The 23,455-nt window shown below is 67.0% G+C and carries 20 protein-coding genes; 14 read left to right on the top strand and 6 right to left on the bottom strand.

The window, feature by feature from the left end:
* Positions 1-11 precede the first annotated feature (11 nt).
* From J2S73_RS08165 to bfr, 3 genes are all read left to right on the top strand, one after another.
* Positions 12-1,760, top strand: coding sequence for a heme biosynthesis protein HemY (locus J2S73_RS08165; protein WP_306885024.1), 1,749 nt, complete (start codon positions 12-14; stop codon positions 1,758-1,760).
* Between the two features lie 203 nt (positions 1,761-1,963).
* A complete protein-coding gene (locus J2S73_RS08170) occupies positions 1,964-2,593 on the top strand; it encodes a class I SAM-dependent DNA methyltransferase (protein ID WP_306885025.1) in 630 nt (209 codons plus the stop codon).
* 167 nt (positions 2,594-2,760) lie between these two features.
* Positions 2,761-3,246: a bacterioferritin gene (bfr, locus tag J2S73_RS08175; RefSeq protein ID WP_306885026.1), complete on the top strand. Its 486-nt coding sequence runs from the start codon at positions 2,761-2,763 to the stop codon at positions 3,244-3,246.
* Between the two features lie 79 nt (positions 3,247-3,325).
* Here the strand turns inward: bfr and J2S73_RS08180 are convergent, their stop codons facing one another.
* The 3 genes from J2S73_RS08180 to J2S73_RS08190 all read right to left on the bottom strand — a co-directional run bounded on the left by J2S73_RS08180 (position 3,326) and on the right by J2S73_RS08190 (position 6,988).
* On the bottom strand, positions 3,326-3,970 hold the full coding sequence (locus J2S73_RS08180) for an ATP-binding cassette domain-containing protein (RefSeq protein WP_306885027.1): 645 nt from the start codon (positions 3,968-3,970) through the stop codon (positions 3,326-3,328).
* Positions 3,967-5,652 carry an ABC transporter permease gene (locus J2S73_RS08185; RefSeq protein WP_306885028.1) on the bottom strand — a complete coding sequence of 562 codons (1,686 nt, stop codon included), beginning with the start codon at positions 5,650-5,652 and terminating at the stop codon, positions 3,967-3,969. The genes J2S73_RS08180 and J2S73_RS08185 overlap by 4 nt, the downstream gene beginning before the upstream one ends.
* A 103-nt stretch (positions 5,653-5,755) precedes the next feature.
* Positions 5,756-6,988 (bottom strand): ABC transporter substrate-binding protein, encoded by a 1,233-nt coding sequence (locus tag J2S73_RS08190; protein ID WP_370874434.1) that lies wholly within the window; start codon positions 6,986-6,988, stop codon positions 5,756-5,758.
* Positions 6,989-7,075: 87 nt separating this feature from the next.
* Here J2S73_RS08190 and hrpB point away from each other — a divergent pair, with 87 nt between their 5' ends.
* A complete protein-coding gene (hrpB, locus tag J2S73_RS08195) occupies positions 7,076-9,529 on the top strand; it encodes an ATP-dependent helicase HrpB (protein ID WP_306885030.1) in 2,454 nt (817 codons plus the stop codon).
* A gap of 64 nt (positions 9,530-9,593) precedes the next feature.
* Here the strand turns inward: hrpB and J2S73_RS08200 are convergent, their stop codons facing one another.
* Positions 9,594-10,286, bottom strand: a complete 693-nt coding sequence (locus tag J2S73_RS08200) for a GntR family transcriptional regulator (protein WP_306885031.1) — start codon at positions 10,284-10,286, stop codon at positions 9,594-9,596.
* A 103-nt stretch (positions 10,287-10,389) separates the two neighbouring features.
* Here J2S73_RS08200 and J2S73_RS08205 point away from each other — a divergent pair, with 103 nt between their 5' ends.
* The 6 genes from J2S73_RS08205 (at position 10,390) to J2S73_RS08230 (ending at position 16,336) form a co-directional block, all read left to right on the top strand.
* Positions 10,390-11,319 carry a fumarylacetoacetate hydrolase family protein gene (locus tag J2S73_RS08205; RefSeq protein WP_306885032.1) on the top strand — a complete coding sequence of 310 codons (930 nt, stop codon included), beginning with the start codon at positions 10,390-10,392 and terminating at the stop codon, positions 11,317-11,319.
* A 64-nt stretch (positions 11,320-11,383) separates the two neighbouring features.
* Positions 11,384-12,403, top strand: a complete 1,020-nt coding sequence (gene dctP / locus J2S73_RS08210) for a TRAP transporter substrate-binding protein DctP (protein ID WP_306885033.1) — start codon at positions 11,384-11,386, stop codon at positions 12,401-12,403.
* A 49-nt stretch (positions 12,404-12,452) separates the two neighbouring features.
* Positions 12,453-12,953 carry a TRAP transporter small permease gene (locus tag J2S73_RS08215; RefSeq protein WP_306885034.1) on the top strand — a complete coding sequence of 167 codons (501 nt, stop codon included), beginning with the start codon at positions 12,453-12,455 and terminating at the stop codon, positions 12,951-12,953.
* Positions 12,954-12,969: 16 nt separating this feature from the next.
* Positions 12,970-14,259 carry a TRAP transporter large permease gene (locus J2S73_RS08220; RefSeq protein ID WP_306885035.1) on the top strand — a complete coding sequence of 430 codons (1,290 nt, stop codon included), beginning with the start codon at positions 12,970-12,972 and terminating at the stop codon, positions 14,257-14,259.
* Positions 14,260-14,384: 125 nt separating this feature from the next.
* Positions 14,385-15,116, top strand: a complete 732-nt coding sequence (locus J2S73_RS08225) for a metallophosphoesterase family protein (RefSeq protein ID WP_306885036.1) — start codon at positions 14,385-14,387, stop codon at positions 15,114-15,116.
* 5 nt (positions 15,117-15,121) lie between these two features.
* The gene (locus tag J2S73_RS08230) at positions 15,122-16,336 is read left to right on the top strand and encodes an adenylate/guanylate cyclase domain-containing protein (protein WP_306885037.1); all 1,215 of its coding nucleotides are present in this window, start codon (positions 15,122-15,124) and stop codon (positions 16,334-16,336) included.
* Here J2S73_RS08230 and J2S73_RS08235 read toward each other — a convergent pair whose 3' ends face one another.
* On the bottom strand, positions 16,337-18,571 hold the full coding sequence (locus J2S73_RS08235; RefSeq protein ID WP_306885038.1) for a protein-disulfide reductase DsbD family protein: 2,235 nt from the start codon (positions 18,569-18,571) through the stop codon (positions 16,337-16,339). It abuts the gene before it with no gap.
* Between the two features lie 184 nt (positions 18,572-18,755).
* On the opposite strand from J2S73_RS08235, the gene J2S73_RS08240 reads away from it, so the two are divergent.
* The 4 genes from J2S73_RS08240 to J2S73_RS08255 all read left to right on the top strand — a co-directional run bounded on the left by J2S73_RS08240 (position 18,756) and on the right by J2S73_RS08255 (position 22,305).
* Positions 18,756-19,274 carry a Dps family protein gene (locus J2S73_RS08240; protein WP_306885039.1) on the top strand — a complete coding sequence of 173 codons (519 nt, stop codon included), beginning with the start codon at positions 18,756-18,758 and terminating at the stop codon, positions 19,272-19,274.
* A 250-nt stretch (positions 19,275-19,524) separates the two neighbouring features.
* On the top strand, positions 19,525-20,586 hold the full coding sequence (locus J2S73_RS08245; protein WP_306885040.1) for a sensor domain-containing diguanylate cyclase: 1,062 nt from the start codon (positions 19,525-19,527) through the stop codon (positions 20,584-20,586).
* A 279-nt stretch (positions 20,587-20,865) separates the two neighbouring features.
* Positions 20,866-21,867, top strand: a complete 1,002-nt coding sequence (locus J2S73_RS08250) for a GGDEF domain-containing protein (protein WP_306885041.1) — start codon at positions 20,866-20,868, stop codon at positions 21,865-21,867.
* Positions 21,868-21,927: 60 nt separating this feature from the next.
* A complete protein-coding gene (locus J2S73_RS08255) occupies positions 21,928-22,305 on the top strand; it encodes an MAPEG family protein (protein WP_306885042.1) in 378 nt (125 codons plus the stop codon).
* Positions 22,306-22,671: 366 nt separating this feature from the next.
* On the opposite strand, the gene J2S73_RS08260 is transcribed toward J2S73_RS08255, so the two are convergent.
* Entirely contained in the window at positions 22,672-23,451 is a 780-nt protein-coding gene (locus J2S73_RS08260) for a succinate dehydrogenase iron-sulfur subunit (protein ID WP_306885043.1), read from the bottom strand.
* Positions 23,452-23,455: the final 4 nt, after the last annotated feature.

The raw sequence follows: 23,455 nt of genomic DNA on the forward strand, positions 1-23,455 counted from the left end.
GAGCAAGCGCCATGATCCGACTTCTCCTTTTCCTGGTCCTGATCTTCGCCCTGGCCCTCGGCGGTGCCTGGATCGCCGACCGTCCCGGTGCCGTGGATGTCACCTGGCTCGGCTACGAGATTCAGACCTCGACGACGGTCGCCGTCGTCGTTCTTCTCGCGCTTGTGGTGGTCGCGATCATCCTGTGGTCGCTGTTCCGCGCGATCGTCACCTCGCCTGGGCGGATGTCCCGCTTCTTCGACCGGCGTCGCCGTGAGCGCGGCTTCCGCGCCCTGTCGAACGGCCTGATCGCGGTGGGCTCGGGCGACCAGCGTCTCGCCCGGCGCTACGCCGTGGAAGCGCGCCGCACGCTGCCCCGCGAACCCGCGGTGGCGCTCCTGGAAGCCCAGACGGCACAGCTCGGCGGCGATCGAGCCCAGGCGCGCGCCCTGTTCGCGGACATGCTCTCCGACCAGGACACCCGGCTGCTCGGCCTGCACGGTCTTTACGTTGAGGCGATCCGTGAAGGCGAGGGCGAAGCCGCCCGGCATTGCGCGGACGAGGCCGTTCAGATCGCGCCGAGCCTGCCCTGGGCCGCCCAGGCCCAGTTCGAACACGCCGCGGCCGATCGCGACTGGGAGACGGCCACCAAGATTCTCGACCGCAACACCCACAACAAGCTGGTCGACAAGGCGACGTCCCGACGGCTGAAGGCCGTGCTCCTCACGGCCCGGGCGCTTGAGCTGGAGCTCGGAGAGCCGGAGAAGGCCAAGGGTTTTGCCCTCGAAGCGCACAGCCTGGCCCCCGATCTGGTGCCGGCCGCAACCGTTGCCGCGCGTCTCCTGGCCCGTCTCGGCGACGTCCGCCGGGCCGCCAAGGTGATCGAGCAGTCCTGGAAGAAGGAGCCGCATCCGGAGCTGGCGGAGGCCTACAGCCACATCCGCCACGGCGACGCCGCCCGCGACCGACTGAAGCGGATGCGGTCGCTGGCCGCGCTGCGCCCGACCAGTTCGGAAGGCTCGTTCGCGATCGCGGAAGCGGCGATCGACGCGCGCGAATTCGACGAGGCGCGTACGGTCATGCGTCCGGTTCTGGAGACCAGTCCGACCCAGCGTGCCTGCCTGCTGATGGCGGAGATCGAAGAAGCGGAGACCAACGATCAGGGGCGGGTCCGTGAATGGCTCTCCCGGGCGCTGCGTGCGCCGAAGGATCCGGTCTGGACCGCCGACGGGATCGTCTCGGAGACCTGGGCGCCGGTTTCGCCGGTCTCCGGGCGACTGGATGCCTTCGAGTGGCGGGTGCCGGTCGAGGCGCTCGGCGGCGTGGTCGAACCTCCGATCGACAAGGCGATGCTGGAGCCGGCCACCGCCCAGATGAAGACGGTCGGCCCCGCCGAGCCGGCGTCGGCCGATGCGGCCGTCGTGGCCGTGCCGGCTGCGGCTGCCGCGCCGGCTCCGAAGCCTGAAGCCGCTGCGGATAAGGGCTCTGCCGTCGAGCCGGACGAAATCGTCCCGCCCCCGGCGCCGCCGGCGGCCATGTCGCCACCGCCATCGGCAAGCGAGCCGGAGACCGGACAGCCGGCTCAGGCGGCAGCCCCGGCCGAGGCGGCAGCCGATGCGAACAGGACGGCGGCCGGAAGCAATGCTCCGGCGGGCAGCAATGGCGCCGCCCAGGCCGGGAGCGCGGAGTATCCACTCCATACTCCGCCCGACGATCCCGGCCCCGATACGGACGAAGGCGAAGAGCCGCAGCCGAAACGCCGGCTGCGCTTCTTCAACTGAGTTTTCCGATCGGCTGAATACTTTCGCGGCAAAGCACTGCGCATTTCTGCGGCAATTGGTGCTGGTTTGGTCAAATCCGCCCGATTGCCTATAGTGCGTCTGCCCGTCATGTCGCTCCGCCGTCCCTGGGCGGTTGCTGCGGTGTCCGCGGTTGGTTCCAGCTCCGGACGTCGCGCATGACACAAGCCACAAGGAGACATTCGATGGCTGACTCCGCCACCGACCGGCTTGCGCGTGTCTATGGTGCGCGCACCGACGATGAGCGGCGCACAGCGTACGCGGACTGGGCCGGCAGCTACGAGCGTGACCTCGCCGGCTTCGGTTATCTTCTGCCGTCCGTCGCGGCTGCAATGGTCGCTCGCCATGCCGGTGTCGGGGACGGTCCGATCCTCGATGCGGGATGCGGCACCGGGCTGGTGGGCCAGCTTCTCACCCTGATCGGCTTCGATGGCCTGACCGGGATCGACCTTTCCGAGGACATGCTGGCCGAGGCTGAAAAGAAGGAGGTCTACGAAGCTCTTCGCAGCATGCGTCTCGGCGACCGGTTGGATTTTCCCTCCGATTCCTTCTCGGTGGTCGTGTGCATCGGCACGCTGACCCCTGGCCATGCCGGACCCGACGCGATTCCTGAGCTGCTTCGCGTCACGCGGCCGGGTGGCCGGATCGTCTTCTCGCTCAGGGCCGATGACGGCATCGATCCGGACTATGGTGGCGTGATCGAGCAGCTTCAGTTCGACGGCGAGTGGCGCCATGTCGATTCGACCCCGGCGTTTGCCGGCATGCCGGGTGAGGCGCCGGACGTGCTGCACCGGGTTCACGTCTACTCGACGTGACGTGCCGGGACGTTCCGCGGGCCGGAACGGGGCTTGTTGAGAACCGGTCGCGAAAATCCTGACTTTTTTTGGCGAAATTCAGTTCGCTGCTCTGGACGGCACGCTTCGGGGCGGCTAAGTTTTGAATCATTCAAAACTGAGGCTTTCGTCCAACTGGAGTTTTCGCGATGAAGGGTGATCCCGAAGTCATCGACTATCTCAACCGCGCGCTGAAGAGCGAGCTGGCGGCCATCAACCAGTACTGGCTGCATTACCGGCTTCTCGACGACTGGGGCTTCACGCTGCTCGCCAAGAAGGAGCGCGAAGAATCCATCGAAGAGATGCAGCACGCGGACAAGCTGGCCACGCGGATCATTTTCCTCGAAGGGCTGCCGAACATGCAGACGCTGGATGCGCTGCGGATCGGCCAGAACATCAAGGAAGTGCTGGAGTGCGACCTTGCGGCCGAATATTCCGCGCGCTCGCTCTACATGGAAGCGCGCAAGGTCTGCCGAGAGAAGGACGACTACGTCTCCATGCATCTCTTCGAGGAGCTGCTGTCGGACGAGGAGGGTCACATCGACTTCCTGGAGACCCAGCTTCAGCTTCTGGAATCGATCGGTGTCGAGCGCTACAGCCTGCTTCAGGCGGCTCCGGCGAACGAAGCCGAGTGACTTCCCGAAGCGTTTCGGGATCAAAGCGGGCGCTTCGGCGCCCGTTTTTTTATGCCCATCGGACGGCGCCGCTCTGTCGTCAGTCGGCCAGCGAGACGACCTCGCCGCCGGCGGCCTCCGCGTCGGCCGGATCGTGCGTCACGAGCAGGACCGGCAGGTCGCGCTCACGCGCCGTGTCGAACACGAGCGCCCGGATCTGCCGTTTCAGCGCGGAGTCGAGCTTGGAAAAGGGTTCGTCCAGAAGCAGCGCGCCTGGCCGGGCGGCCAGCACCCGGGCGAGTGCCACTCGGGCCTGTTCGCCGCCCGACAGCGTTGCCGGGTCCTGACGCTCCAGCCCGGGCAGGCCGACTGCGGCCAGGGTCTGCGTCACGGCAGCATCGCGCTCGCGTGGCCGGATCCCGGCCGGTATGGCGAATCGGATGTTGCCGCCCACCGACAGATGCGGAAACAGGAGCGGGTCCTGAAACAGCAGGCCGACCTTGCGTTCGGCGGGCGGAAGCTCGGTGAGCCGGCGTCCGTCGAGCCACACGTCCCCGGAGGCTGAGAAGGGGGCGCCGAGAAATCCCGCCACGAAGGCGAGCAAGGTCGACTTGCCGGTTCCCGACGGACCCATCAGCGTCAGCACGGTTCCAGGCGCGACCGTCGCGGAGAGCGACACCAGCACGTCTCCGGCCTTGCGCAGCACGACGCGATCGAGAGTGAGACCGGCCTCGAAATGGGTCATGGCCGGGCCAGCCTGAAGGCGGAGCGGTTCCTGAAAAGGACGGCCGGCACCAGCAGGGCGATCGTGAAGCCGATCAGGGGCAATACCATCTGAAGAACCGCGAAAAGCCCGACGAGCCTGCGGTTGCCGCCGGCCGACAGCGCCACCGCTTCGGTGGTCACCGTGACGACCCGTCCGGCGCCCAGCACGAGGGTGGGCAGATACTGTCCGACGCTGACCGCGAACCCCACGGCGGCGGCGGTCAGCACCGCGGGCAGCATCATCGGCAGCCGCACCCGTCGGAACGTCCGTTCCGGCCCGGCACCGAGCGCGGCCGCGACCATGGCATAGCGCGGGTCGAGGGCGCGCCAGGAATCGGCCAGTGCCAGGAACACGTAGGGCAGCACGAACACGAGATGGGCGAGGGCGACCGTCGTCACCGTGGGCGGAAGCCCGACGGTTAGAAACAGGATCTGCAGTCCGAACAACATGGAGACCTGCGGCATCATGAGCGGAACGAACACGAGGGAAAGCGTGCCTTTGCCGGGCGCACGGCCCCGCCGGCTCTCGTTTTCGAGGCAACCGAGGGTGAGAAAGACGGCCAGCAAAGTGGCGATCGCGCCGATGGCGAGCGTCGTGCGGAACAGCGTGGCCGCTTCGGCCCAGTTGGACTTCCAGGTGTCGAGGGAAAAGGTGGCCGGCAAAGCATCCGGGAAGCGCCAGAAGCCGGCCACCGACCACACCGCAAGGCCGGCCAGACCGGCAGCGATCACGACGACGCACAGCAGCGCGAGGCTTGCTCCCGCAAGCCGGGTGACGCCGTCGCGGCGATAGCGCTTTCCGGACGATATGGCGTGGCGACCGATCAGTCCGACGATCTTCTCCAGTCCGAGCCATGCCAGAAGCGCCGTCCCGGTGACGGTGATCTGCAGCAGCGCGCCGGCGGAGGCGATAAAACGCCGGCCAAGGTCCGGATCGTTCATCCAGTCGACGACACGGACGGCCAGCGGTGCGGGCAGGGTGGGGCCGAGCACCAGCGCGACGTCGACCGTCGAGGTGGAGAAAGCGATGATGGCGAAGATCGGCAGACGGAGCTGGCTGTAGAGCCTGGGCAGGACGGCGTAGGCGAAGCCCGCCATGCGACCGTAGCCGAAGCTCTCCGCGACATGAGACAGGCGGGTGGCGTCGGTCTGAGGCAGGGCGGCCAGCGCCATCAGAAGCAGGAACGGCACCTCCTTGGCGACGAGGGCCGTGATCATGGCGATGCCGGCCGGGTCGTGCACGATGAGGAGGTCGGGCGGACGGTCGAGGCCGGTCGCCCACGGCGAGACCAGCCGAACGAGCCAGCCCGACGGGCTGATCAGGAAGGCGAGGCCCAGAGCTGCGGCCGCGTGCGGAACCGACAGAAGCGGCGACAGCAGGCGCCGCATCCAGTGGAAGGCGCGGGTTTGCGACCATCCCGCGAGAAACAGGAAGGTGACCGCGCAGGTGATCGCAGTGGAAGCGAGGCCGGTCCACAGGCTAAGTCGGACCGATCGCCAAAGGCCCGGCATCGCCAGAAGATCGGCGATCGGCGAAAGGGAGAACGACGTCCGCCCGAGAGCGGGCAGATAGCCGAACGCGGGCAGGGCGATCCCGGCCAGGCCGGCGATCACGGGTCCGATCAGGACGGCTATCGTAAGCGTCGGGGCGAAACGAACCATCGTTGCCAATCGGTCGGCTGGTACCGCCCCGATCTGAAGCGGCCCAGGGGCGAGAGCGGGAGAGCGTTCGGTGCCGGTCTGTCCGGTCCGGCCGGGACCTGACCTAGTTCGTCCCGTAGTGCTCCAGCCAGGCGCGTTCGAGTTCCTCCGTCCAGCTTGGATGGGGTTCGCTCAGCGTTGGAGCGAGTTCCGACGCCGACAGCATCGCCGGGTTCTCGTCCGCATCGGCGAACAGCGTCTGGTCGATCACCGGCAATTCGGCGACGTTGAGCACCGTCGGATCGCCCCAGATACGTGGATCTGCCTTGATCGCCTGGGCTTCGGGCGAAAGCAGGAAGTTCGCCGTAACCAGCGCGCCGGGCTTGGCATCCGAGTTGAACGGGATCGCGACGAAATGGGAATTGCCGATGGTGCCGCCGTCCAGCACGTAAGGGCGGACCGTGTCGGGCAGTTCCTTGTTCTCGATCGCCGCGCTCGCGTCTGCGGGATTGAAGGTCATTGCGATCTCAACCTCCGAATCGGCGAACAGACGGCGGTTCTCCGCGACGTTGCGGGGATAGGTTTGACCCCGCCGCCACAGGTTGGGCCGCAGCCGCTCAAGATAGTCGAAGACCGGGGTGAGCGTTTCGTCCAGCACATCGTCGGAGACCGGTCGGGACAGCACCTCCGGATCCGGCGCCAGCGTGACGAGGAGCTGTTTCAGGAAGGTGTTGCCCAGAAAATCCGGCGGCTGGGGGTAGGTGAAGCGGCCCGGATTGGCAGCAACAAAGTCCACAAGCGCGTCGAGCGTTCTTGGCGGATCCTCGACCTGGGCGCTGTCATACAGGAACACGAGCTGGGCCATGCCCCATGGAGATTCGAGCCCCTTGGTGGGAATGGTGAAGTCGACGGTGGTCGTCGGCTTGTCCTCGGTGTCGACATAGCGCCAGTTCGGCAGCTTGTCGGCCCACCCCGGTCGCATGAGAAGATTGTTTTCCCGCATGGCTGCGAAATTTTCGCCGTTGATCCAGATGAGATCCACTTCGCCGGCCCGGTTGCGACCGGCGATCTTCTCGGCGAGGACCTGCGAGACCGATTGGGCGATGTCATCGACCTTGACGTGGACGAGTTCGATGCCGTAGCGGGCCTTCAGTTCGGCGGCGGCCCAGCGGATATAGGCGTTGATGCGCGGTTCGCCGCCCCAGGCGTGGAAATAGACGGTCTGACCCTCGGCCGCCTTCTCGACATTCTCCCAGTCCGCGACGTTCGGCACCTCGGAGGCTGCGGGGAGAATGGACACGGCGAACGCGAGTGCAAGAAGTGCCTTGGCGAGCAAGATCTTGAGAAAAGTCACGATTGACGGTCCTACCTGCGCGAGGATCCCGAACCCTAGTTCTGGTTTCGGCCGGTGCCAAGCGCCGGCCGTGTTCCCGACCTCTTTGTGATGACGCTCCCGATCGAAGCCGTCCTCCCCGATCTTCTAGCAGCGCTTCGCAGCCAAACTGCGGCAGTTCTGGTCGCACCTCCCGGAGCCGGCAAGTCGACGCGGGTGCCGCTCGCGCTGATGGGAGAGGCATGGCGCGGCAGCCGGCGCATTCTGGTCCTCCAGCCGCGTCGTCTGGCGGCCCGCGCGGCAGCACGGCGGATGGCGGAAACCCTTGGTGAGCCTGTCGGCGAAACGGTCGGCTACCGGGTCCGCATGGATGCAAAGGTCTCCGCACGGACACGGGTCGAGGTGGTGACGGCCGGCGTCTTCACCCGGATGATCACGGCGGACCCGGAGCTTTGCGGCGTGGCTGCGGTGCTGTTCGACGAAGTGCACGAACGCGGTCTGGACAGCGATCTCGGGCTTGCACTTGCACTCGATGTGCAGGCGGCTCTCAGAGACGATCTGCGGGTCATTGCCATGTCGGCCACGGCGGATGCGGCCGGAATATCGGCTCTGCTCGGCGGTGCGCCGGTGATCGAGAGCGCGGGCCGCAGCTTTCCCGTCGAGATCCGCTACCGACCCGGGCCGGCCGGTGCCCGGATCGAGGAAATCACGGCCGACTGCGTCTGCGCGACGCTGCGGGAGGAAACCGGTTCCCTGCTCGTCTTCCTGCCGGGCCGGGCCGAAATCGAGCGGACCTTGGCGCGCCTTGCCGATCGGGTCGCGTCCGATGTTGATCTCGTGCCGCTTCACGGGGGGCTCGACGGCAAGGCCCAGGATGCCGCGATCCGGCCTCCGGCTTCCGGACGGCGCAAGGTGGTGCTCGCCACCCCGATCGCCGAGACCTCCATCACCATCGACGGCGTGCGGGTCGTGATCGACTGCGGCTACGCGCGGCGTCCGCGTTTCGAGCCGGCGACCGGCCTCACCCGGCTGGTGACGGAGCGCGTCTCCCGGGCGGCCGCCGATCAGCGCAGCGGCCGCGCTGGCCGCACCGGGCCGGGCATCGCGATCCGGCTCTGGGCGGAGGGGCAGACGGCGTCGCTTCCCGCGTTCGACCCGCCGGAGATCCTGGAGGCGGACCTGTCCGGGCTGGTTCTGGATCTGGCTGACTGGGGGGTGCGTGATCCCGCCGATCTCACCTGGCTGGACCCGCCGCCTGGTCCTGCCTGGCGCGAAGCGGTCCAGCTTCTGACCGCTCTGGACGCGCTCGACGAGCGGGGAGGCATCACCCCGGAGGGGCGGGCGCTCAGGGCGCTGCCGCTGCCGCCGCGGCTGGCGCACATGATCCATGCGGCGGCCGGTCGGGATCAGGCCGGTATCGCCGCCGAGGTTGCTCTGGTCCTGACTGAGCAGGGCCTTGGGGGACGGGACACCAATCTGGCGCATCGGCTGGACCTTCTGCGCTCCGATCGCAGCGCACGGGCGACGCGCGCCCGGGAGACGGCCGCACGCTGGGCGCAGGCCGCCGGTGCCCGGCGCGCGGCCTCGGCATCCGCCGCTCCATCTGAGGTCGGACGTCTGCTTGCTCTGGCCTTTCCGGATCGCATCGCCCAGGCGCGCGGAAAACCCGGCAGCTATCGCACGGCCAGCGGCCGTGGCGCCGTTCTCGATCCCGCCGACACGCTTGCGCGCGAGCGCTATCTCGCCGTCGGCGAGCTCCAGGGGGCCGCCCAGAATGCCCGCATTCTCCTGGCCGCCCCCCTCGATCAGGCCGCGATCGAGAGCGATTTTGCCGAGCGGATCGTCGATGAGGAGAGCCTCGCTTTCGATCCGGACGCGGCCGCGGTCCGCCTGACGCGACGTCGGCTGCTCGGCGCGCTGGTCCTGTCGGAGGTCCGGTCCGTCCCGTCCGCCGGCCCCGAGACGCTCGACGTGCTGATGGCCGCAATCGGCGCGCGCGGCCTCTCGGCTCTGCCGTTTTCCGAGACGGCCCGGCAGCTGAAAGACCGGCTCTCCTTCCTCCGGCGCTCGGTCGGGGAGCCCTGGCCGGACGTGTCCGACGAGGCGCTTGCCGCGGCCCCCGCCGACTGGCTTGCGCCTTTCGTTCCGGGAGCTGTGGCACTTTCCGACATTAAGAGCAGCGATCTGGAAGCCGCGCTCTCGTCGATGCTTCTGCCGCACCTTTCGGGAGATCTCGACCGGCTCGCCCCGGCGCGGCTCACAACGCCCTCCGGCCGGTCTGTCGCCATCGACTATCGCGCCGACGAGCCGACCATCGCCGTCCGGGTCCAGGACCTGTTCGGGCTGGCCAACCATCCCGTCGTTGCCGCGGGCCGCAGTCCCCTCGTCGTTCATCTTCTCTCGCCGGCGGACCGGCCGGTCCAGGTCACCCGCGATCTGCCGGGCTTCTGGGCCGGCAGCTGGAGCGACGTGCGCAAGGACCTGCGCGGACGCTATCCGAAGCACAACTGGCCGGAAGATCCCGCAACGTCCCCGCCCACGCGCCTCAGAAAGGACCTGCGCTGACCCATCGGCGTCCCTTTCGATGGGGTTCGGCAGCGGCTTCGCATCCGCGGCCTGCCTGCGCGCCTCAGTCCTGTTCGTCCTCGAGCCGCAGGAGCCGGGCGACGGCGGCTTCGGTGCGGCCGAGATGCTGGTCCATCAGCGCGACGGCCGCATCGGCGTTGCGATCCAGCACGTGCTGCATGATCTGCTCGTGCTCGGCATTCAGATTGCGCACGTCGGCATCGCTCTGACTGTGCAGCAGGAGGCGGAGCTTCCGATAGCGCTCCGAGTGGTCGACCAGCATGTTCCAGATGGTCAGAAGCCACGGCGACCCGCACGCGGAGACGAGCAGGTAGTGGAAACGTCTGTGCCGGGCCTCCCATTCGGCGGCGGTCTGGCGGTCCTCCGGCGTTTTCGGCAGGCTCGCGCGCGACAGGAGGTGCATCGCGCTCAGGATGTCGGCCTCCCAGGTCTCGTCGCCGTTGGCGATCGAGTGGCGCAGGCACAGCTCCTCGATTTCCCGCCGCGTGCGCATCAGATCGGAAAGCTCGGCGAGCGTCGTCTCCGGGACCCGCGCGCCCCGATGGCTCTCGTTTGCGACCAGGCCTTCGCTGGACAGGCGCACGAGCGCTTCGCGGATCGGGGTGAGGCCGAGCTTGTACTTTTCATTGAGCTCGGCCACGCGCAGCCGGTCGCCCGGCATCAGGTCGCCGTGCAGGATTTCGGATCTCAGTGTCTCGTAGGCGCCGCCCGTGGGCTGCTTGGCAGTGACCGCCATCCCGACTCTCTGTTTTGTGTTGACACCCGCGTTTTATAAAATCAATCATGGTTTGTAGCAAGGCGGTGGTTTTGTCGGCGCCTCACGACAGGAAGATTTTTTGATGACCCCGAATACCGAGATCGCGTCGTCCTGGGCCCTGGCAACCGTCGGCGATCCGTCGGACCCCATTGCCTGCCTGGAAGCGGGCGGAAAGCTCTATCGGCTGGCTCCGTCCCTGTCCCGGGTCGGCGGTGCCCCGGTGGACAGCGTCGTGGCTCTCTTCGACGACTGGGCCGCGACGTTGCCGATGCTCGAAAAGGCCGCTGCGGCGGTCGACGAAACCGACCTCGTGCCGGAAACCACGCGGCTGGCTCCGATCCTCTATCCGGGCAAGGTGCTGTGTGCCGGCGCGAACTACTACGCCCACCTGGCCGAGATGGGGATGACCAACCTCGCAAAAGAGGCTCAGCGCCTGTTCTTCTTCTTCAAGCCGGCGCGCAACGCGGTTGTCGGTGAGGGGGAAACGGTCGCGATGCCGCTCGACACTCAGGCCATGGACTGGGAGATCGAGCTTGCCGCCGTCATCGGCAAATCCGCGCGCGCCGTTTCCGTCGAGGACGCCCTGTCCCACGTCGCCGCCTACTCGATCGCTCTCGACATCTCCGCCCGCGATCTGAACCAGGCGCCGGACACTTTCTACAAGCTCGACTGGGTCGCCGGAAAAGCCCAGGACACCAGCTGCCCGATGGGGCCGCGCCTGATCCCGGCCTCCGCGGTCTCCGATCCGCAGGCGCTCGCGCTCAAGCTCTGGGTCAACGATGAGCTGAAGCAGGACGACACCACCGGCGACATGATCTTCTCCATCGCCGAACAGATCTCGATCGCCTCGCGCATCATGACCCTCGATCCCGGCGACGTGATCCTGACCGGCACGCCGGCCGGGGTGGGCGCGCCGAAGAAGACCTTCCTGTCGGTCGGCGACCGCATCGACGCCGAAATCGCCGGCATCGGCCACCTTTCGGTGGTCGTTCAGGCGCCCCGGGGCGCGTGACGCCGGCTCGGCCGGAGACATCCAACAAAAAGAAACAGCACCTCAAACCCAGAGCGAGAACGGCATGAAACACATCTCGAAAGCCACCCTGACCGGGCGGATCGGCCGCGGGGCCCTCGGCGCGGCACTTCTCCTGGCGCTTCCGGTGACGGCGGCGAGCGCCGATCCGGTCAAGCTCCGCTTTTCCACCCCGGCCCCTCCCGGCGAGATCCTGACCCAGTCGATGGAAATCTTCGGCGACATCCTGCAGGCCACGGCGCCGGACGCCTTCGAGGTCTCCGTCCATCCCGGCGGCACCCTGTTCAAGCAGGGCACCGAAATCCCCGCCATGCAGCGCGGCAATCTGGAGATGAACACCCTGCAGACCTTCGAGGTCGCCCAGTTCGTTCCCGAACTGTCGGTCTTCAACGCCGGCTATCTGTTCGACGACTACGATCACCTGAAGGCGGTCTGGGGCAGCGAGATCGGCGAGGACTACCGCGCCAAGGTGGAGGAGGACATGGGCGTCCACATCCTGGCCGACTGCTATCTCGGCACCCGGGAAGTGGCGCTCAACCAGGTCCGCAACGTCAAGACGCCGGAAGACATGCAGGGCATCAAGCTGCGCATGCCGGGCGCGCCCGACTTCCTGCTCCTCGGCAAGGGTCTCGGTGTGGATCCGACGCCGATGGCCATGTCGGAGGTCTATCTCGGCATGAAGGCGGGGACCGTCGACGGTCAGGACAATCCCGTGACCATCACCCGGGCGGCCAAGCTGGACGAGGTCACCAAGGAGGTCGTGCTGACCGATCACATGGTCCAGAACGTCTTTTATGCCATCGCCACGCCGGTCTACGAGGAGCTGTCGGCCGATCTACAGGGCAAGCTGACGGCTGCCGCCGTTGCCGCCTGCGCCTGGAACGACACCATGCGGCTTGCCGACGAGGACAAGCAGATCGCCTACTTCAAGGAGCAGGGGATCGTGGTGAGCGAGCCGGACCTTGACGCTTTCCGGGCTCACATGGCGAAGGTCTACGAGGACGAGGGCCGCTCCGACGACTGGTCGGAAGACCTCATCGAGAAGATCAAGGCTGCCAACGACTAGAGCCTTCCCGATCGGAAGAGGCCCAGGCGGCACGGTCGGGGAGACCAGCATGAGCGGGACCGGGACCCAGATGGCATCCAGACGGCGTTCCGGTCTCGATCGGATCGGCAGGGCGGCGGAGTTTGTCGGCGTCGCCGCCTATGTCGCCATTTTCGCGACCTTCATCCTTCAGATCGTCGTGCGTTATGTGTTCCGCAGTCCGCTCGGCTGGCCGGACGAGATGATCGCGACCCTGTTTGTCTGGGTCGTGTTCTGGGGCGGGGCCTTCATGGTCCCCTACCGCAAGCAGATCGCCTTCGACCTGCTGTACCGGGCGTTTCCCCCGCGCCTCAGGCTGATCAGCGACTGCGTCACACTCCTCGTCACCGCCGGACTGTTTCTGGCGGCCCTTCCGGTCACCGCCGACTACATCGTCTTCGCTGACCGGATGAAGACGCCGGTGCTCGATATCCCCATGAGCTGGGTCTATGCGCCGATGGCTCTGTTTCTGCTGGCCACGGCGATCCGGATGCTTCTCGAGGCGCGCCGGGTTCTGACCGAAGCACGATAGGGAGCGGTGCGCCGCGATGAACGGAAATCTCCTGCTCCTTCTCGGCGTCTTCGCCGGCCTGGCCGTGCTGCGCATCCCGGTCGGGCTGGCCATGATGGCGAGCGGCATCGCCTATCTGTTCTGGACGGATCAGGACATCGGCCTGCTGGTCGATCAGGTCGGTGGGCGCCTCTACGCCAGCTACACCCTGATCGCGATCCCAATGTTCATCTTCGCGGCCAATGTCATGAACGCCGGCACCATCACGGACCGCATCGTCCGGGTGGCGGCATTCCTGTTCGGCCGGCTGCCCGGCGGCGTGGCCCACGCCAATGTGGCGAGCTCCGTCGTCTTCTCCGGAATGAGCGGCAGCGCGGTCGCCGACGTCGCCGGCCCGGGCCGCGTGATGATGGAGATGATGACCCGGGACGGGCGCTACACGCCGGGCTTCGCAGGTGCGGTCACCGCCGCCTCGGCCACGATCGGGCCGATCATTCCGCCGTCGATCCCCGTCGTACTCTATGCCGTCGTCTCCAACGCCTCCGTCGGTGCGCTCTTTCTGGGCGGCATCGTTCCGGGCGTGATGATGGCGCTCGCGCTGATGGCGGTCATCACCGTTCTCGCCCGCCGCCGTGGCATGAAAGCCGACCCGGCCGCGCCGCTCTCGGCCATCGGTCGCGCCTTCCTCGATGCCGGTTTGCCGCTGCTGATGCCGGTCATCCTGCTCGGGGGCATCTATCTCGGGGTCACGACGGCCACCGAAGCAGCCTCCGTCGCCGCGCTCTACGCGCTGGTGCTGGCCGGGTTCGTCTACCGGACCCTGTCCTGGCGGGGTCTCTATACGATCCTGGCTGACACCGTTCGCGAAAGCGCGATCGTGTCGATCACCATTGCCGGCGCGTTCATCGTCAACTACGCGATCGCCAACGAGCGCTTTCCAGACGCGCTGGCCGCCTGGGTGCTCGACCTGGACCTCCCGCCGCTCGCCTTCCTCATCGTCGTCAACGTCCTCTTCCTGCTGCTCGGCTGCCTGCTCGACGTTTCTGTTATGCTGCTGGTGCTGGTCCCGCTGCTCGTTCCGGCCGTGGTCTATTCCGGCATCGATCTGGTCCATTTCGGCATCGTGATCATCGTCAACATCATGATCGGCCTGGCCACGCCGCCCTACGGCATGCTCCTGTTCGTCATCGCGTCGGTCACCGGCACCGATCTGAAGGACATCGTGCGCGAAATCTGGCCGTTCATCGGGGTGCTGGTGGCGGTCCTGTTCCTGCTCGTCGTGTTCCCGGGGCTTGTGCTCTGGCTTCCGGGGCTGCTCGGGTTCTGAACGGCTTGACCGCCGCTCCCCCGATTGCACCGGATCGGCCGGATGGAGTAACCAGACGCCCAAGGCCCGGTGCGGAGTGCCGCCCGGGTCCGGCTCGAAGGCCGCAGCAATCTGGACAACCCGACATGCCCTTTCCCGATTCCCCGCCGCGCGTGCCGGACGGCACCCGCATCTATGCCGTCGGCGATATCCATGGCCGGGCCGATCTGCTCGGCGCGATCCTGGCCGAGATCGAGCGCGACCTGACCCGCAACCCGTGCGACGATGTCGTCGAGATCTTCCTCGGCGACTACATCGACCGGGGCGGGCACTCCCGCGCGGTCATCGACATGCTGCGCGAGGATCCGTCCCATGACGGGGAGCGCATCTGTCTCAAGGGCAACCACGAGGACATGCTGCTGGAGTTCCTCGAGGACCCGGAGGTGCTGATCCTCTGGATGCAGAACGGCGGCCAGCCGACGCTGTCGTCCTACGGCATAACGCCGCCCGCCGAAGTCAGCGCCAAGACGGTCAACCAGGTGCGTGATCAGCTCAGCGAGGCGCTCGGCCCGCAACGCGCCTTTCTCAGTGGCCTCGCCACGAGCCATGTGGAAGGCGACTATCTCTTCGTCCATGCCGGCATCCGGCCCGGTGTTTCCCTGGAGGCCCAGGAGCCGGAGGATCTGATGTGGATCCGGGAGCCGTTCCTGAGTTTCGACGGTCCGCTTCCTCACTGCGTCGTGCACGGGCACACCCCGGTTGAGCAGCCCGAAATCCGTCCCTTCCGCATCGATATCGACACCGGCGCGGTCATGTCCGGCGTGCTCACGTGCCTCGTCCTGGAAGAGGAGACGCGCCGCTTCCTGAGCACCGGTTGAGACAGATGGCTCGCGAATTCGACAAGACCGCCGAACGTGCCCTCAGCGAGGCCGGGAGCGCCGGCTTCCGGATCGCGCTCAAGGGGCAGGTGGCGGTCGCCATCCTGATTGCCGTCTGGCTTGCCATCGTCTCGCCGGCCGGCCTGAAACCCGTCGCGACGGCCATCGCGCTCGCCTTCGCGCTGGTCGGCGGTCTCTGCCACTGGATCGTCGGCACCCGGTTCGATCGCCGCTGGCTTGCCTATGCGGTGGTTGCGGTGGATGCCGTGGGGCTCGCCGCGCTGGCCGCCTTCGGGCTACTGGCCGAGGCGGGCGGGTTCGGCTCCGTTCCGACCCTCCACGCGTTCGGGCCGCTGGTCGCCGTGCTCCTGGTGGCAGCAGCGTCTCTGACGTTGTCGCCCCAACTCGTCCTGTGGGCCGGAGCTGTGGCGGCCCTGGCCTGGTGGGCCGCATTCGCCGCTCTAGGGCCGGGCTTCGGTGAGCTGCTCGGTCCTCTCGCCGAAACGCTGCTCCTGCTGGCCGTGGCCGGTGTGATCGCGGCTGCAGCGGCCCGGGCGCGCAAGGTGGTCGCCCAGCGCATGCGCGCGAACCGGCGGCGGCGGTCCGTCGAAGCGGCGTTCGGCCGCTACGTTCCGGCGTCCACCATCGACGAGCTTCTGCAAACCCGGAATGTCCTCGCGCCGACCGTTCGGAACGCGTCGCTTGTCTCCGTCGAGATCGCCGACCCGTCGCCCGCTTCGCAGGATCAGGACCCCGCCCGGACCCTCGCCGCCTTCGATGCCTTCTTCCGGCGGGCGAGCGACCTGGTCTGCGAGGCCGGTGGCGTCATGCTTGCCCGCCAGGGCAGTTCCTTCCTGGCGGGCTTCAACCTGCCGCTGGAAGCCGACCGCTGTCAGGATCGCGCGTTCTGGGTGGCGCAGGCGCTGCTGAAGGTCTCCCGAAGCGAAGCCTTCGAGGACGTGAAGCTGTCCCTGCGCATCGGGATCGCCACGGGCCCCGTCACGGCCGGCATGGTGGGAAGGGATCGCACGGCCTACTCGGTCCACGGCGATACCGTGACCCGGGCGCGGCGTCTCCAGGACCTCAACGAAACGCTGAAATCCCGTGTTCTGCTCGATACCGAGACGGTCAACGGGCTCGGCGAGGAGAGCGACCTCAAGGCTATCGGCGCGGTGGAACTGCGCGGGCGCGAGGCGGCCGTCGCCATTTTCGGCGTCTGATCAGGAGCGCGGGGCGCCCGCCTTCTCGATTGCCTTTACGACCAGACCTTCGGTGAGGATCTGAGGCAGCACCTCCGGCGTTCCCGACCCGGCCGGATAGACCAGATAGAGCGGCACACCGGCGCGACCGTGCCGTTCCAGGAGCCGGGTGATGTCCGGGTCGCGACGCGTCCAGTCGGCGGTCAGATAGGTCACGTCGTTGCGGACCAGCGCGTCCTCGAAGCGGGAGCCGAACGCCACGTTCTCGTTCACCTTGCACGTGATGCACCAGGCCGCCGTCACGTTGAGGAAAACCGGCTTGCCTTCGTCCCGGAGCGCGGCCAGCCGGGTGAGGGGCGCCTGGTCCCCAGCCGGGTCGGTTCCGGGTGCGGCAACCGCCGGGCCGGCGGTCCCCGTCAGCGTGGGGGCCAGGAGGCCGACCGCTGCCAGAAGGCCCAGCACGGCAGCCGCGGCCGCAATCCGGCGTCCCCGTTTGAGTTCGCCCTGGCTCAGGCCGAACAGCCAGGCGGCAAAGGCCAGAACCACGCAGCCGATAAGGGCGGCGAACATCGCGTCGACCCCGGCCTGCTGCGCGAGCACCCAGATCAGCCAGGCGGCGGTCGCGAAGATCGGGAAAGCGAGGACCTGTCTCAACCGGATCATCCAGGCCCCGGGCTTCGGCAGCGCGTGCCCGAGTGCGGGAACCGACGAGATCAGCAGGAAGGGCAGGGCGAGGCCCAGCCCGAGCGCGGTGAAAACGGCAAGCGTCACGGCCGTCCCCTGGGTGAGGGCGAAGCCGATCGCCACCGCCATGAACGGCGCCGTGCAGGGGGTCGCAACCACGGCGGCCAGCACGCCGGTGAGGAACGATCCGGACAGCCCGGACCGCCCGTGCACCACGTTGCCCGTCCGGGTCAGGCCGAGCCCGATCTCGAAGACACCGGAGAGGTTCAGACCGACCAGAACCAGCAGATAGGCGAGGGCCGCGACCACAAGCGGCTGTTGAAGCTGAAAGCCCCAGCCGGCCGCCGTCCCGCCCGACTTGATCGCCAGGAGCGCTCCTGCAAGCGCCAGGAAGCTGAGGAGAATCCCGGCGGTGTAGCTCAGTCCCTGGGCGATCCGGCGGGGTGCCGCCTCGTGGCTGTGCCCGGCGAAGGAAACCGCCTTGAGGGCGAGCACCGGAAACACGCAGGGCATCAGGTTGAGGATCAGTCCGCCCAGGAAGGCAAAGACGATCGCACGCAGGAGACCGGGCGTGGCACCTCCTCCCGGTGCTGTGCTTCCGCCGTCAGGACCCGATCCGGCAGCGGAAGCCGGCGGCGTCGCGGGAGCGGCCGGCAGGGCGGCGACGTTGGTCTGCTCGGCGGGGGTGGTCAGGCTCGCGTCCGGATTGCCGATCGCATAGCCGGTGCGTTTGCCGCTGTCGTCCGTCAGCGCCAGAACCCCAGCCACCGGACTGTCGTCGAGCGAGGCGGCCTTGCCGTCCGGGGCGAGCGCGAGGACCAGCCGGCCGTCTCGGACGTCGAGCTCCTGAGCGGCGGAATGGTCCACGACGCCCCACTCGGCCGGAAAGAAATAGGCCTCTCGGAGGGAGCCGGGATCCACGTCGTCCGGCTCCACCGTCAGCACAAGGCGGTCCCCGTCGGCCTCCAGGCCGGCCGGCCAGTCGACCACGGTGGGAAGCGCGCGTTCGGCGTTCAGGAAGGTGAAGGCCACGGCGGAATCCGGCTCCGCCTCGGGGCCGGTGGGGATCGACAGGCGAACGGCGCCGCTCTGGGGGATGCAGATGTCGGAACAGACCAGCCAGTTGATCGCCAGGTCGGCTTCGACCGGTTCGCCCGCGGGCCAGTCCTGCGGCACGGTGAGGCTGGTCAGAAGGGTGGCGGACCCGGAGTAGCCGTAGTTGATCAGCGGCGGGTAGGGGATGCGCTCGGGTGTCGGCCAGCGCAGGGGACCGGCGCTCACGCCGTCCGGCAGCGTCCAGTCCACTTCGGTCGGGGCGCCGGAATCGCCGGGGTTCTTCCAGTAGGTATGCCAGCCGTCGGCAAGCGTCTGCCGGATTGCGACGCGGACCTCCGACCCGGGTGCCGCGATTTCCGTGTCGATCAGGATCGCGGCGTCGACCTGATCGGTCGTAATGGCCGCATTCTGCGCCATGGCCGGCGGGGGCCCCGAAAGGACGAGCGCCAGCATGCAGGCCGCAGCCGCTCCAGTTTGTCGCACCTTGGAACGATGAAGGGACTTCACGCGCTTCATTCTCGCAATCATACCGACGCCGGTTTCCAGACCCAGCGTTTAACGCTCGTGACACGCAACCGCCAATCGTCTCGTGTCACATCTTCGAGATGGAGCCTGTGCGGTATGACGACACACCGGGTTTCGGAGTGTTGGCGAAATCGCCGAGCACTCCCAAATGCGGGGCACAAGAAGGAGGCTGAAAATGCGCAATGACAACGTGATGTCCGAGACCGAAGCCAAGTCGATCGCCAAGGGGCTGGCGCGCGTGCTGGCTGACACCCATCGGCTCTACGTGAAGACGCACGGATTTCACTGGAACGTGGAGGGCCAGCGGTTCCGCACGCTGCACCTCATGTTCGAGGAGCAGTACACTGACCAGTGGAACGCCCTCGACACCATCGCGGAGCGGATCCGCGCTCTCGGCCATTACGCGCCGTCGAGCTATGCCGACTTCGAGGAGCTGTCGTCGGTCGAGGAAGAGCGCGGCGTTCCCGGTCCCTGGGAGATGGTCCGCAAGCTTATTCACGACAACGAACTCGTCGTGCGCACCATGCGCGAGATCCGTCCGATGATTGACGACGCGGGTGACGACGCGTCCGGCAACATTCTCGATGACCGGCTCACCGAGCACGAGAAGCAGATCTGGATGATGAAATCGATGCTCAAGGACGTCGAGAACAAGGATCAGGTAACCTCGTCGGTTCTCAACGACCTGTCGTAAAACGCGCTCTCGCGTGGACTTCGACGCCCGGCGGGCGGATCGGTGATGGGCCGATGCCGTCCTGCCGGGCGTTTTTCATTGCGGTGCCTCGTCAGGACGCCCCGGACTTGGCCGAACCGGTCAGGTGAAACGGACGGTCGGTGCTGTTTTGCACTGGCTTGAAAGGCGATAGAGTGCCCCCTGCGCATGGTCACCGTTATCGTCCGTGCGCATTGGCGAAACCGGCGCGCGACGCGACGGGCAGGGGGCAATGGTCAATCCGTTGAATGTCACGATCGCCGGAGGGTCGTCCGGCGTTGAGAACGATCGCGGAAACGGCGCGAACCCCGCACGCGAGCGGACGTCGGCCATTGCCGGGCTCGGCATCACTGATCTCGAGACCCTCGACATATTCGACCAGGTCAGCCGGATCGCGGCGTCCGCACTCGAGGTGCCGCTCGCCTTCGTGAGCCTGCTCGACGGCGAACGCCAGTGGATCAAGACGACCCGGTGCCGGCAGATGGATGCCGCGCCGCTGACCGACTCCTTCTGCATTCATGCCGTGGATGGAGAAGACGTCTTCGTCGTGGAAGACGCCCGCGACGATCCGCGCTTCGCGACGAACCGGTTCGTGGTCGAGGCCCCCCACATCCGGTTCTATGCGGGGGCGCCGCTCTATGCTGGCGCCTCCATCCCGATCGGAGCGCTTGGCGTGGCCGACACCAGCCCGCGACAGCTCGGTCCGGCGAAACGCGAGGTCCTTTCAGGGCTGGCCGCACTCGCCAGCCGGCAGCTCGACCTGCAGCGCGAGGCGATGATGGATGGGCTGACCGGCGCCTGGAACCGGCGGATGCTGGCCCAGGTGGTTTCCGCGGAGATCCGGCGCGGAAACCGCATCGGCCGCAAGTTCGCGCTCGCGATGCTCGACCTCGACCACTTCAAGCGGCTGAACGACGAGTTCGGCCACGCCGCCGGAGATGAAGTCCTGATCGAGTTTGCGCGTCTGGCCCGCGACAACCTGCGCCCGGAAGACTGGTTCTTCCGGATGGGGGGCGAGGAGTTCGCGGCCCTGATCGTGGATTCCAGCTCGACCAAGGCCGAAGGACTGATCGAGCAGCTCCGGGCCGATCTGGAGGCGCGGGGGCCGAAACTCGGCGGCCGGGGCGTCACCTTCTCCAGCGGCATAACGGATCACAGGCCGCGTGTCCTCGGCGGCAGCGACGACGACAGCCTTCCCAGGATTCTCGCCCGCGCCGACGAGGCGCTGTACCGGGCCAAGGCCGGTGGTCGCAACTGCTCCGTTTGTGCGGGTCAGGAACGGATCGACGCCTGAATCCTCCGGTTTGATGTCCGGACGGTCCGATGTCTGCGTGCCGACGGTTGTCTCCGTCGCCCATCCGGGATCGCGCACGCCACCTTTGCGACAGCTTGGCGGTGTAACTTGATGTCCGTTGGCTCTGTCGGGCCACGCGGGGCGGCCGGCCGCGAGCCGTGTCCGGTCTGACGGGATCGGGGGTCGACAGGGAATGGGTGAACGACCAAGTACCCGAGCACATCCAAATCGTTCAGTGTCAGTCACTTTGAACGGGAAGTGCTCCAGGAGGACGAGATCATGGGGGCGTCTGTGGCGACGCACGGGACTGCCGCCGGTGACACGCGCCGGGTGGCGATGGAGGACTACGGGGTTCTGGAAGCTGAGGCACAGCCGATCTTCGAGCGCATCACCCGTATCGCTTCGACCGCTCTCGGCATGCCGATCACCCATGTGAGCTTCCTGGACGGCGAACAGCAGTGGATTCAGGCGGCCGTCGGACTGAACACCGGTCCGATCCCGCTGAAGGACACCTTCTGCCTTCACGCCCTGGAACAGGACGATCTTCTGGAGATCGCCGACGCCACCGAAGACGGGCGTTTCGTCCAGAATCCCTATGTCACGGGCATGCCCTACATCCGCTTCTATGCCGGTGCCCCGCTGGTCACGCGCGATCGGGTCCCGTTCGGGACGCTGTGCGCGATCGACAGCAAGCCACGCGTTCTCAGCCCCGCCGAGCGTCAGATGATGGCCGACCTCGCGGCCCTGGTCATGCACCAGCTCGAACTGAGCCGGGCCGCCCTTGCCGACAGCCTGACCGGAAGCTGGAACCGCCGTATGCTCAGCCGGGTCTTCGCCGCGGAGTCCATGCGAAGTGCGCGCTCGGCGGAGACGTTCGCTTTCGCGGTCATCGATCTCGATCATTTCAAGAAGCTTAACGACACCCACGGCCATGCGGCCGGCGATGCGGTCCTGGTCGCGTTCGCGGAAACGATCCGCAGGATCCTGCGCCCGGTTGACTGGCTGTTCCGGCTCGGCGGCGAGGAATTCGGGTTGATCCTCGCCCAGTGCGGTGCGGAGCAGGGGGCGCGGATCGTCGACCGGATACGGGAAGTGGTCGCAGCGGATCCGGCATTCGCCGGGGTGGCTCCCGTCACTTTCAGCGCAGGCGTCAGCAGCTCTCGGGATCTCAGCAACGGAAGCGGCGACCGGCTCGAACAGGTGATGCAGCGGGCCGACAAGGCCCTTTACGCTGCAAAGGAAGGCGGGCGGAACCGAGTGGTGACTTCCGGCTTGTCCTGATCTGACGGATCATGCCTGCCGTACCTGACCCGTATCCGAAGCCCCCGGGAGCCCGTGTCCATGTCCATTGCAATGTGGTGTCTGGTGATCGCCAGCCTGATGCCGTTCGCCGCCGTCTATCCCGCCAAGGCGGATCCGGAGCTCGACAACCGGGACCCGCGGGCGCGGCATGCCGAACAGAGCGGCTTTCGCAGGCGCGCCTATGCCGCGCACCAGAACTGCTGGGAGGCGTTCCTCCTGTTCGGTGTCGCCGTGATCGTGGCGGAAATGAACGGTGGCCCTCAGCCGGCAATCAACGCGCTGGCGATCGTCTTCATCGTGGTCCGGATTGCCTACGTGCTGTCCTACCTCAAGGGGATGAACCTGATCCGCTCCGGATTGTGGTCGGCCGGCTGGCTATTGGCCATGGCGATCTTCCTGAGCCCGGTCTGGGGCTGAGCCGTCCGGAACGAAAAAAGCCCGCTCGATCAAGCGGGCTTTCTGGGTTTCAAGAGCAGCGAAAAGCCGGCCTGTGCCGGTTCCCACTTTTCCTGGGATTTTACAGCGCGCGACCGCGCGCCGGCCGGTCAGGCCGCGCCCGCGCAGCGGTGAGCGAAGCGAACTCGCGTGAGCGCTATTCTTTAAAGGCAAATCCCGGACGGAAAACCGGTTCCCACTTTTCCTGGGATTTTACAGCGCGCGACCGCGCGCCGGCCGGTCAGGCCGCGCCCGCGCAGCGGTGAGCGAAGCGAACTCGCGTGAGCGCTATTCTTTAAAGGCAAATCCCGGACGGAAAACCGGTTCCCACTTTTCCTGGGATTTGCCTCAGACCTGCCGCTCGACCATCAGCTTCTTGATCTCCGCGATCGCCTTGGCCGGGTTCAGGCCCTTCGGACAGGCGTTGGCGCAGTTCATGATCGTGTGGCAGCGGTAGAGCCGGAACGGATCTTCCAGATCGTCGAGCCGCTCGCCGGTCGATTCGTCACGCGAGTCGATGATCCAGCGATAGGCCTGCAGCAGCACGGCGGGGCCGAGATAGCGGTCGGAATTCCACCAGTAGCTCGGGCAGGAGGTCTGGCAGCAGGCGCACAGGATGCACTCGTAGAGGCCGTCCAGCTTGACCCGGTCGTCGTGGCTCTGGCGCCATTCCTTCTGCGGGGTCGGGGTGACGGTCTTGAGCCATGGCTCCACCGAGCGCAGCTGCGCATAGAAGTTGGTCAGGTCCGGAACAAGGTCTTTCACCACCGGCATGTGCGGCAGCGGATAAAGCGTCACCGGCCCCTTCACCTCGTCCATGCCGGACGTGCAGGCGAGATGGTTGATGCCGTTGATGTTCATCGCGCACGAGCCGCAGATGCCCTCGCGGCAGGACCGGCGGAAGGTCAGCGTCGGGTCGACCTTGTTCTTGATCCAGATGAGCCCGTCCAGGATCATCGGCCCGCAGTCTTCCGTGTCGACATAATAGGTGTCGACCCGCGGATTGCGGCCATCGTCGGGGTTCCAGCGATAGACCTTGAACTCGCGCAGGTTTTTTGCGCCGGCAGGTTTGTCCCAAACCTTGCCGTCGGTGATCTTTGAGTTCTTGGGGAGCGTGAGTTCGACCATCGTC

The organism is Amorphus orientalis (assembly GCF_030814015.1).
Lineage (GTDB): Bacteria > Pseudomonadota > Alphaproteobacteria > Rhizobiales > Amorphaceae > Amorphus > Amorphus orientalis.

Bases quoted from the DNA above. Each gene is read 5' to 3' on its own strand.
- J2S73_RS08230 (WP_306885037.1), top strand. From the start codon at position 15,122: ATGGCTCGCGAATTCGACAAGACCGCCGAACGTGCCCTCAGCGAGGCC.
- hrpB (WP_306885030.1), top strand. From the start codon at position 7,076: ATGACGCTCCCGATCGAAGCCGTCCTCCCCGATCTTCTAGCAGCGCTT.
- J2S73_RS08165 (WP_306885024.1), top strand. From the start codon at position 12: ATGATCCGACTTCTCCTTTTCCTGGTCCTGATCTTCGCCCTGGCCCTC.
- bfr (WP_306885026.1), top strand. From the start codon at position 2,761: ATGAAGGGTGATCCCGAAGTCATCGACTATCTCAACCGCGCGCTGAAG.
- J2S73_RS08185 (WP_306885028.1), bottom strand. From the start codon at position 5,652: ATGGTTCGTTTCGCCCCGACGCTTACGATAGCCGTCCTGATCGGACCC.
- J2S73_RS08235 (WP_306885038.1), bottom strand. From the start codon at position 18,571: ATGAAGCGCGTGAAGTCCCTTCATCGTTCCAAGGTGCGACAAACTGGA.
- J2S73_RS08215 (WP_306885034.1), top strand. From the start codon at position 12,453: ATGAGCGGGACCGGGACCCAGATGGCATCCAGACGGCGTTCCGGTCTC.
- J2S73_RS08170 (WP_306885025.1), top strand. From the start codon at position 1,964: ATGGCTGACTCCGCCACCGACCGGCTTGCGCGTGTCTATGGTGCGCGC.
- J2S73_RS08240 (WP_306885039.1), top strand. From the start codon at position 18,756: ATGCGCAATGACAACGTGATGTCCGAGACCGAAGCCAAGTCGATCGCC.
- dctP (WP_306885033.1), top strand. From the start codon at position 11,384: ATGAAACACATCTCGAAAGCCACCCTGACCGGGCGGATCGGCCGCGGG.
- J2S73_RS08255 (WP_306885042.1), top strand. From the start codon at position 21,928: ATGTCCATTGCAATGTGGTGTCTGGTGATCGCCAGCCTGATGCCGTTC.
- J2S73_RS08245 (WP_306885040.1), top strand. From the start codon at position 19,525: ATGGTCAATCCGTTGAATGTCACGATCGCCGGAGGGTCGTCCGGCGTT.
- J2S73_RS08180 (WP_306885027.1), bottom strand. From the start codon at position 3,970: ATGACCCATTTCGAGGCCGGTCTCACTCTCGATCGCGTCGTGCTGCGC.
- J2S73_RS08200 (WP_306885031.1), bottom strand. From the start codon at position 10,286: ATGGCGGTCACTGCCAAGCAGCCCACGGGCGGCGCCTACGAGACACTG.
- J2S73_RS08205 (WP_306885032.1), top strand. From the start codon at position 10,390: ATGACCCCGAATACCGAGATCGCGTCGTCCTGGGCCCTGGCAACCGTC.
- J2S73_RS08250 (WP_306885041.1), top strand. From the start codon at position 20,866: ATGGGGGCGTCTGTGGCGACGCACGGGACTGCCGCCGGTGACACGCGC.
- J2S73_RS08225 (WP_306885036.1), top strand. From the start codon at position 14,385: ATGCCCTTTCCCGATTCCCCGCCGCGCGTGCCGGACGGCACCCGCATC.
- J2S73_RS08220 (WP_306885035.1), top strand. From the start codon at position 12,970: ATGAACGGAAATCTCCTGCTCCTTCTCGGCGTCTTCGCCGGCCTGGCC.
- J2S73_RS08260 (WP_306885043.1), bottom strand. From the start codon at position 23,451: ATGGTCGAACTCACGCTCCCCAAGAACTCAAAGATCACCGACGGCAAG.